Here is an 8,313-nt window from a genome sequence, read left to right as displayed (position 1 = left end):
CCGCCCCTGCTGCTGCTCGACGAGCCGACGCGCGGCCTGGACTACGCCGCGAAGGCGCGGCTCGTCGGCATCCTGACCGGGCTCGCCCGCGCCGGGCACGCGATCGTCCTCGCGACGCACGACGTGGAACTCGCCGCCGAAGTCGCGCACCGCGTCGTGATCCTCGCCGAGGGCGAGATCGTCGCGGACGGCCCGGCCGCCGAGGTCGTCCTGGCCTCGCCGCTCTTCGCCCCGCAGACCGCGAAGATCCTCGCGCCCGGCGCGGCCTGGCTCACGGTGGGGCAGGTCGCGGCGGCGCTGGGCGCGGAGGGGCCGGGGCCCCTGGGGGCGGTGGCCCGATGAGCGGCACCGGCCGCGCCGGGAGGACGGCCGCGACGAAGGGCGCCGCGCCGCGTGCCGTACGGCTCGGGCCCCGGGCCGCCGCGGCGCTCGCGCTCGTCACCGTGATCGGGGTCATGGCCTTCGGCTGGCCGCTGCTCGCCGCGCCGGGCTCGGGCGTCGCGCACTCGGGGGACGCGCCGTGGCTCTTCGCCGCGCTGCTGCCGCTGTTGCTCGCGGTCGTGGTCGCGGCGATCGCGGACGGTGGCCTGGACGCGAAGGCCGTCGCGATGCTCGGTGTCCTCGCCGCCGTGGGGGCGGCGCTGCGCCCGCTCGGCGCGGGGACGGCGGGCATCGAGCCGATGTTCTTCCTCATGGTGCTCGCCGGGCGGGTCCTCGGGCCCGGCTTCGGTTTCGTGCTCGGCGCGGTGTCGATGTTCGCCTCGGCGCTGCTGACCGGCGGCGTCGGGCCGTGGCTGCCGTTCCAGATGCTCGCGATGGGCTGGGTCTCGGGGGGCGCGGGGCTGCTCCCGGGCGCGCGGGCGCTGCGCGGCGTGCGGGAGCTGCTGCTCCTCGCGGGCTACGGGGCGCTCGCGGCCCTCGCCTACGGCTTCGTGATGAACCTCCAGGGCTGGCCCTACCTCGGCGGGCTCTCCACGGGCGTCTCGTACGTGCCGGGGGACCCGCTCGGGGCGAACCTGGCCCGCTTCCTCGCCTACTGCCTCGCGACCTCGCTCGGCTGGGACCTGCCGCGCGCGGTGCTCACGGCGGTGCTGAGCCTGACGCTGGGCCCGGCCGTCCTGAAGGCGCTGCGCCGGGCGACCCGCAGGGCGGCCTTCGCGCCGCGGGCGCGCTTCACGGCGGGCGAGCGGACGACGGGGCCGGGCGGGGAGAGGGACGCCGAGAGGTGAGCCGGGGCGCGTGACCCCTCTCGCGCGCGGAGCCGCTTCGCGGGACGCGGGCGCCCGCCGCGCGGACCGCCGGGCCGCCGCCTCCTCCCGCCGGACCGCCCCCCGTCGCCCCCGCCGCTACGCGCCGTCCGCCGCCTCGTCCGGCACCGAGGCGGCGATCCCCGCCAGGACCAGGTCCACCCCGGCGAGGAACTGCTCGCGGTCGTCGTGCTCGCGGAGCTGGCCGGCCACCGCGCGCGTGAAGGGGTACGCGTCCGGGTCGAGGGCTTCCCAGGCCCGCGAGGCGGCCTCCAGGTAGGCGGCGCGGCTGTCGCCCCCCGGCAGTCCCGCGGCCACGGCGGAGTTCGCCGCGTTCTGGCCCGCGACCCCGAAGACGTAGTGCATGAGCGCGGACGTGGCCGTGAACCAGCCGCTCTCGGGCACGCCCATGGCCCGTACCTGCCGCCCCAGCGCCTCGAAGACGCGCGGGGCCGCGACCCCCCAGGGGCCGCGCGCGAACTCCGTCGCGAGCTGCGCGGCGAGCCAGGGGTGCGCCTCGGTCGCCTCGTAGAGGCCGAGCGCGAGGCGGCGGACGACCTCGCGCGGCGCGAGCCCGCCGGGCTCCACGGCGACGGCGTCGGCGACGACCGCGTCGGCGGCGGCGCCGAGCAGTTCGTCCTTGTTGGCCACGTGCCAGTAGATCGCCCCGGGGCCGGTCGCGAGCCGTTCGGTCAGGGCCCGGAAGGTGAGCTTCCGCACGCCCGCCGTGTCGAGCAGTTCGACGGCCGCGCCGACGATGCGTGCGCGCGAGAGCGGTTCGGCGCGCGCGGTCCTCTTCGTCATGGCCCCATCCTGGCACAGCCCTGGAACGGGGTTCCAGCTTGACAGGCCTGGAACGCTGTTCCACGGTGGAGATGGAACGACATTCCACCCCGCCGCGAAGGAGCCCGCCATGACCACGCACCCGCACCCCAGCACGTCCCCGGCCCCGGACCCCCGCCCCGTCCCGGGCACGTCCCCGCACGTCACGATCATCGGCGCGGGACTCGGCGGGCTCGTCCTCGCCCGCGTCCTGCACGTCCACGGCATCGCGTCCACGGTCCACGAGGCCGAGCCCTCGCCCGCCTCCCGCGCGCAGGGCGGGATGCTCGACATCCACGCGGACAACGGGCAGCCCGCGCTCGCCGCCGCCGGTCTCACCGAGGAGTTCCGCGCGCTCGTCCTGGCGGGCCGCGAGGCCTCGCGCGCGCTGGCGCCCGACGGCTCCGTGCTCCTGGAGGAGGCCGACGACGGCACCGGGGGACGCCCCGAGGTGCAGCGCGGCGAACTGCGCCAGGTGCTCCTGGACTCGCTGCCCGCCGGGACGGTGCGCTGGGGCCAGAAGGTCACCGGCGTCCGCGCGCTCGGCGGCGGGCGGCACGGGGTCTTCTTCGCGAACGGCACCCGGACGGAGACGGATCTCCTCGTCGGCGCGGACGGCGCCTGGTCGCGGGTGCGCCCGCTGCTCTCGGCGGCGACGCCCGCCTACACCGGCACGTCCTTCGTCGAGACCTACCTGTACGACGCCGACACGCGCCACCCCGGGGCGGCGCGGGCGGTCGGGGACGGCGCGATGTACACGCTGGTGCCGGGCAAGGGCATCCAGGCGCACCGCGAGAAGGACGACAGGCTGCACACGTACGTCGCGCTCCAGCGACCGCTGGAGTGGTTCGACGCGCTCGGCTTCGAGGACCCGGCGGCGGTGCGGGCCGGGCTGCTCGGGGAGTTCGCCGGCTGGGCGCCGGAGCTGACCGCGCTCCTCACGGACGGCGACACGGACCCTGTCCTGCGCCCGCTCTACACGCTGCCCGCCGGCCACCGCTGGGAGCGGGTGCCGGGCGTCACGCTCCTCGGCGACGCGGCGCACCTCATGATCCCCTCGGGCGAGGGCGCCAACCTGGCGATGCTCGACGGCGCCGAGCTGGCGAAGGCGCTCGCCGCGCACCCGGGCGACACGGAGGCGGCCCTCGCCGCGTTCGAGCGCGACATGTTCCCGCGCGCCCACGAGGAGGCCCGGCAGGCGGAACTCCTCCACGGGCTGATGTTCGGCCCGGACGCGCCGCACGGCTTCCTGCGCCTCGTCACGGGCCAGGACGTCACGTCCTGAACGCGGCGGCGGGGGCGTCCCCCGCTACCGTGTGCCGCCCGCGACCGGGGAGCGGGGGCGGGACGGCGGGGTCCGCGCCCCGGCCCGTTCCTCCCCGGCGGTCTCGTGCCTGCTCCCGGTCCGGCCCCGGGGCCCGGCCAGGGCGTACGTGAGGCCGAAGCCGAGGCCGACCACGGTGGCGCCGCCGACCGCGTCGAGCACCCAGTGGTTGCCGGTCGCGACGATCGCCGAGACGGTGAAGAGCGGGTGCAGCAGCCCCAGCGCCTTCATCCACCACTTGGGCGCCAGGATCGCGATGACGAGCCCGCACCACAGCGACCAGCCGAAGTGCAGCGAGGGCATCGCGGCGTACTGGTTGGTGACGGCCGTCAGGCTCCCGTAGTCCGGCTTGCTGAAGTCCTGCACGCCGTGGACGGTGTCGATGAAGCCGAGCGTCGGCATGAGGCGCGGCGGGGCGAGCGGGAAGAGCCAGAAGCCGAGGAGCGCGAGGAGCGTCGCGAAGCCGAGCGCGCTGCGCGCCCAGCGGTATTCGGCGGGGCGGCGGATGTAGAGGATCGCGAGGACGCTGAGCGGGACGACGAAGTGGAAGGACTCGTAGTAGAAGTTGAAGAAGTTCTCCAGCCAGGACACCTTCACGACGGCGTGGTTGACCCAGTGCTCGATGTCGATGTGGAGGAACTTCTCGATGCTGTGGACGATGTCGCCGTGGTGCTCCGCGGTGGCCCGGCCGCCCCGCGCGGCCTTGCGGACCTCGGAGTAGGCGGCGTAGCCGACGCGGATGAGGAGCAGTTCGAGGAGCAGGTTGGGGCGCCGGGCCACCCAGCGCCACACGGGGAGCAGCGGCACCCAGGACCAGCGCGCGGGGCGGCGCGGGAGGGGGATGGTCGCGACGGGGTGCTCGTAGGCGGGCGCCGATGTGCTGAGGAAGGGCACGACGCAGGCCGCGGCGAGGGCGGTGATGAGGATGATGTTCTGCGTGACCGGGTCGAGGCTCGCCATGTTCGGCAGCAGCACCTTGGGGGTCAGCGAGAGCGCGAGCACGACCGCGACCGGCCACACGTACCGGTCCGCCGCCTTGGTGCCGACGCGGCCGACGACGGTGAGCAGGACCCACAGCATCTGGTGCTGCCAGCTCGTCGGCGAGATCGCGACGGCGACGCAGCCGGTGATCGCGACGGCGAGCAGCGGCTGCCCGTCCGCCGCGTAGCGCACCGCGCGGCGCAGTCCGGCGTAGACGACGAGCAGCGCGAGCACGGTGTAGAGCGCGAGTTCGGCGGGGCCGTGCAGGCCGAGGCGCAGCAGCGCGCCGTGCAGCGACTGGTTGGCCAGTTCGTCGCTGGAGCCGAGCCCGGCGCCCGCGACGTGGTGCACCCAGTAGGTCCAGGAGTCGTGCGGCTGGGTGATCCAGGCGAGGACGGTCCCGGCGAGGAAGGTGGCGAGTGTGGAGAGGCCCGCGCGGCGGCGGCCCACGAGCCACAGGAGCGGGGCGAAGAGCAGCATCGTCGGCTGGAGCGCCGCCGCGAGGCCGACGAGGATTCCGGCCGGCACGTCCTTGCGCACGGCGAAACAGCCGAGGACGACGAGGAGGACGGGGAGGATGCTCAGCTGCCCGGTGTGGAAGGCGTTGCGCACCGGGAGCGAGACGAGGAAGAGGCAGATCGCGACGGGGGCGACGAGCAGCGGCACGAGGCGGGACTGCGTACGGGGCCGGGGCACCGCGCGGGCGACGACGAGGCCGAGCGCGACGACGAGCAGGAGGCTCGCCACCGTCCACAGCACGCCGAGGGTGTCCTGCGCGGCCTCGCGCAGGGGCTTGAGGACGAGCCCGGCGAAGGGGGTCCCGGTGAAGCGTCCGGTGTCGTAGAGCGAACCGGAGACGTGCAGCACCCCCTGCGGGCCGACCCACGTCTCCAGGTCGGTCAGCCGGTCCCCGGGGGGCAGCCGCAGGACGGCCGCGAGCTGCCGTGCCACCAGCGCCGCCGCGGCGGCCCACAGCACGACGCAGAGGACCCGCATCCGGGCCCTGACACCCTCGGGCCCGCCGGGACCGAACATCCCGTCGGTCCCGCTCCGCTCCGCATTCGCCACGTCGTGTGGCCTCCCGCCCCGCTCGTCGTTGTCCGGCACGGCCCGGCCCCCGGTGGGGCGCTCCGTGCTCCCAGAGGCTCGTGCCGCCCGAGTGCGTAGACGCAGCCGAGCCCCTGTTCGCCTCATAGCCTCTTCTCTTTCACCTTGCTGTTGACCACGTTTTGACCGGCTTTTGGCCGAAAACTGATGATCCGGACAAGGTCGGCGCCCGCAGAGGAGGCAGACGCCTGCCGAATTCTCGCGGAACGGCGCGAAACGCTCCCCCTCGCACCGCCCGGGGCGGGGAAAGCGTAGCCGTCGGCCCGCGAGCCGCTTTCTCCGCACCTTCCCGGCAACGGAGTGGTCACCCTACGTGACCTCCGAAAAGCGCGGGACCCCTCACGGGGGCCGGTGATAAGTTCCCTTTGGGAACCGACCCGGTGCGCCCCGCGCCGGGGACTCCGTACCGAAAGGCCGCACCGTGCCCGAGCCCGCGCAGACCTGGACCGAGGTCGACACCTACTTCACCGACCTGCTCGCCCCCGCCGAGGACTCCTTCGCCGAGGCGCTCGCCGCGAGCGACGCGGCCGGGCTGCCGCCCATCGCCGTCGCGCCCAACCAGGGCAAACTGCTGCGCCTCCTCGCCGAGACGCAGGGCGCCCGCCGCGTCCTGGAGATCGGCACGCTGGGCGGCTACAGCACGCTGTGGCTCGCGGGAGCGCTCCCGGCGGACGGGAAGCTGATCACGCTGGAGTACGAGCCGCGGCACGCCGAGGTGGCGCGCGCGAACCTGGACCGCGCCGGGTACGCCGGGACGGTCGAGATCCGCGTCGGCGCCGCGCTCGACAGCCTCGCCGCGCTCGCCGAGGAGAAGCCGGAGCCCTTCGACTTCGTCTTCATCGACGCCGACAAGGTCAACAACCCCGGCTACCTGACCTGGGCGCTCGCCCTGACCCGCCCGGGCAGCCTCATCGTGATCGACAACGTCGTGCGCGGTGGGGCGGTGTCCGACGCGGACAGCGCGGACCCGAGCGTCGTCGGCACCCGCGCCGCGCTCGACCTGCTCGCGCGCGAGCCGCGCCTGAGCGCGACGGCGGTGCAGACGGTGGGGAGCAAGGGATACGACGGCTTCGCGCTGGCCCGCGTGGTGGCCTGAGCGGCCGGGGACGGGGGCGCCGGGCGGGGGCCCGGTTCGCCCGTACGGGGGATGTGCCGCGCGGACCGGGAACGTCCAACAGAGGGCCAATCACAAGGCCAAGGGGAAGGGGCCGGAAGTCGGGGTGAACACAACGGGGATCCGGCCCCTTCCCAGCTTCTCACGGCGCCACTCCGTGCTCCGCGCGGACGCGGCGCACGGTGGCGTCACAGGCTCAGCAGGCGCTCCGTGGTCCCGCGGTACTCCTGGAGCGCGAGCCGCAGCCGCTCGGTGTCGGACGCGGCGCCGTGCCCCGGCCGGGAGACGGAGCCCTCGTCACCGGGAGCGCGCGTGGCGGCCCCGGTCGCGGCGTCCGTCGTCGCGCCGGGCGCCCGCCCGGTGGAGGGGGAACCCGCGAGGCCGCCGCGCGCGTCGGCCGCGCCGTCGCGTGCCGTCCCCGTGAGGTCGCGCGGGCTCGTGCCCTCGTCCTCGCGCGGGCCCGTCCGCTCGCGGTCCTCGCTCAGGCTCTTACCGGCGCCGCCCGGCGTCCCGTCGCCGAACCCGGCGTCCGCACCGGGGGCCGTGCCCTCCGCGCGCCGCGCGGGCGCCGCCTGGCCCGTACTACCGGTGCTCGTGGCGCTCGGGGTGTGCCCGGTGCCCGGGGTGTGCCCCTTCTCGCCGCTCCACGCCGAGCGGAGTTCTCCGTGGCGGTGCAGGAGGGCTTCGTGGAGTTGTTCGACCGTCTCGGCGAGGAGGCGGTCGGCCTTCTCGACGGCCTCGGCGGGCGAGTCGACGAATTCGCTGACGGCCTCGCGGAGGCGGGGTTCGAGGCGTTCCCTGGCGCTCGCGGGCAGGAAGCCGGTGGTGGGGTGGTCGCCGGTGCGGCCGGTACCGCTCGTCTTGTCGGGCAGGATCGCGGTCATCTCGGTCAGCTCCTCCGGGCCTCGTGGCCCTCGTAGGTCGCGGTGGCTTCGGGGGCGGGAGCCGGGGCCGTGCCCGGCGCCGGGGCCTGTGCCGGGCCGGCTGCGGGCGGTGTACCCGGTTCCCGCGCGCGTTCGTCCGCGCGCTCGGTGCGGTGGGTGCCGTGGTGTGCGGCACCGCGACCCGTACGCGTCCCCGACGTGCCCGCGCCTATCAGCTCCTCGAAGAGACCGCGTGCGGCGAGCAGTGCCTCGCGCAGTTCCTCGGTGCTCTCCTGAGCGCCCTCGGCGGGGGTCAGCGCGGCGCGGAGCCGCCGGTAGCCGTCGACGTGGTGCGGGTGGTGGACGGAGAGCGAGTCGAGCCGGGCCGCGTGCCGGTCGCCGCCGGGGTGGCCCACGGCCGTCGCGGTCTCGGCGAGCAGCCGCTCGGCCTCGGCGGCGGCCTCGCGCGGGGCCTCCACGAAGCGTTCCTGGAGGGTCTTCCAGGAGGCCAGGAGGCGCGTGCGCTCCTCGGGCGCGGGGGTGTGCTCGTGCAGCGAGCCGTAGGTCTTGACGCGTTCCCTCAGCTCCTGCTCGGCGGCGCGCTTGTCACCGTCGTGGTGGCGCAGCGCGCGGTCGTACTCGCGGCCGAAGCGGCGCGGCAGCGAGCCGCCGCCCGGGGCGCCCGCGCCGCGCCGTACGAGGAGGAACGCGAGGGCGGCGAGGACGGCGACCACCACCACGATCAACACGACTGTCAAGGCGGGAGACATGCTTGCCCTCCGTGGGAATGAGTCCGGCGGAACCCGTGTCCCTGTGCCCGGACCCGGGGTGTTGCGTTCAGCACTCCGGGTGCCC

Annotated in this window: 8 protein-coding genes; 4 read left to right on the top strand and 4 right to left on the bottom strand. The window is 75.5% G+C overall.

Features of this window, described 5'->3' with window-relative positions:
- Positions 1–342, top strand: a 342-nt coding sequence (locus SSBG_RS22035; RefSeq protein WP_037870383.1) for an AAA family ATPase, incomplete at its 5' end; no start/stop codon positions are given.
- On the top strand, positions 339–1,229 hold the full coding sequence (locus tag SSBG_RS22030; RefSeq protein WP_008748278.1) for an ECF transporter S component: 891 nt from the start codon (positions 339–341) through the stop codon (positions 1,227–1,229). The genes SSBG_RS22035 and SSBG_RS22030, both read left to right, overlap by 4 nt.
- 117 nt (positions 1,230–1,346) lie before the next feature.
- Here SSBG_RS22030 and SSBG_RS22025 read toward each other — a convergent pair whose 3' ends face one another.
- Positions 1,347–2,051, bottom strand: coding sequence for a TetR/AcrR family transcriptional regulator (locus tag SSBG_RS22025; protein ID WP_008748277.1), 705 nt, complete (start codon positions 2,049–2,051; stop codon positions 1,347–1,349).
- A gap of 109 nt (positions 2,052–2,160) precedes the next feature.
- On the opposite strand from SSBG_RS22025, the gene SSBG_RS22020 reads away from it, so the two are divergent.
- On the top strand, positions 2,161–3,354 hold the full coding sequence (locus tag SSBG_RS22020; RefSeq protein WP_008748276.1) for an FAD-dependent oxidoreductase: 1,194 nt from the start codon (positions 2,161–2,163) through the stop codon (positions 3,352–3,354).
- Positions 3,355–3,378: 24 nt separating this feature from the next.
- Here the strand turns inward: SSBG_RS22020 and SSBG_RS22015 are convergent, their stop codons facing one another.
- Positions 3,379–5,409, bottom strand: a complete 2,031-nt coding sequence (locus SSBG_RS22015; RefSeq protein ID WP_037870381.1) for a bifunctional glycosyltransferase 87/phosphatase PAP2 family protein — start codon at positions 5,407–5,409, stop codon at positions 3,379–3,381.
- A gap of 493 nt (positions 5,410–5,902) precedes the next feature.
- On the opposite strand from SSBG_RS22015, the gene SSBG_RS22010 reads away from it, so the two are divergent.
- Positions 5,903–6,577, top strand: a complete 675-nt coding sequence (locus SSBG_RS22010; protein WP_008748274.1) for an O-methyltransferase — start codon at positions 5,903–5,905, stop codon at positions 6,575–6,577.
- Between the two features lie 206 nt (positions 6,578–6,783).
- On the opposite strand, the gene SSBG_RS22005 is transcribed toward SSBG_RS22010, so the two are convergent.
- The gene (locus tag SSBG_RS22005; protein ID WP_008748273.1) at positions 6,784–7,479 is read right to left on the bottom strand and encodes a hypothetical protein; all 696 of its coding nucleotides are present in this window, start codon (positions 7,477–7,479) and stop codon (positions 6,784–6,786) included.
- A gap of 5 nt (positions 7,480–7,484) precedes the next feature.
- Entirely contained in the window at positions 7,485–8,228 is a 744-nt protein-coding gene (locus tag SSBG_RS22000) for a hypothetical protein (protein WP_234010622.1), read from the bottom strand.
- Positions 8,229–8,313 lie beyond the last annotated feature (85 nt).

Origin of the sequence: Streptomyces sp. SPB074 (assembly GCF_000154905.1) — a bacterium.
Taxonomy (GTDB): domain Bacteria; phylum Actinomycetota; class Actinomycetes; order Streptomycetales; family Streptomycetaceae; genus Streptomyces.
Note: the sequence above shows the minus strand (reverse complement) of the source record. Positions and strands in the feature narration are given on the sequence as shown.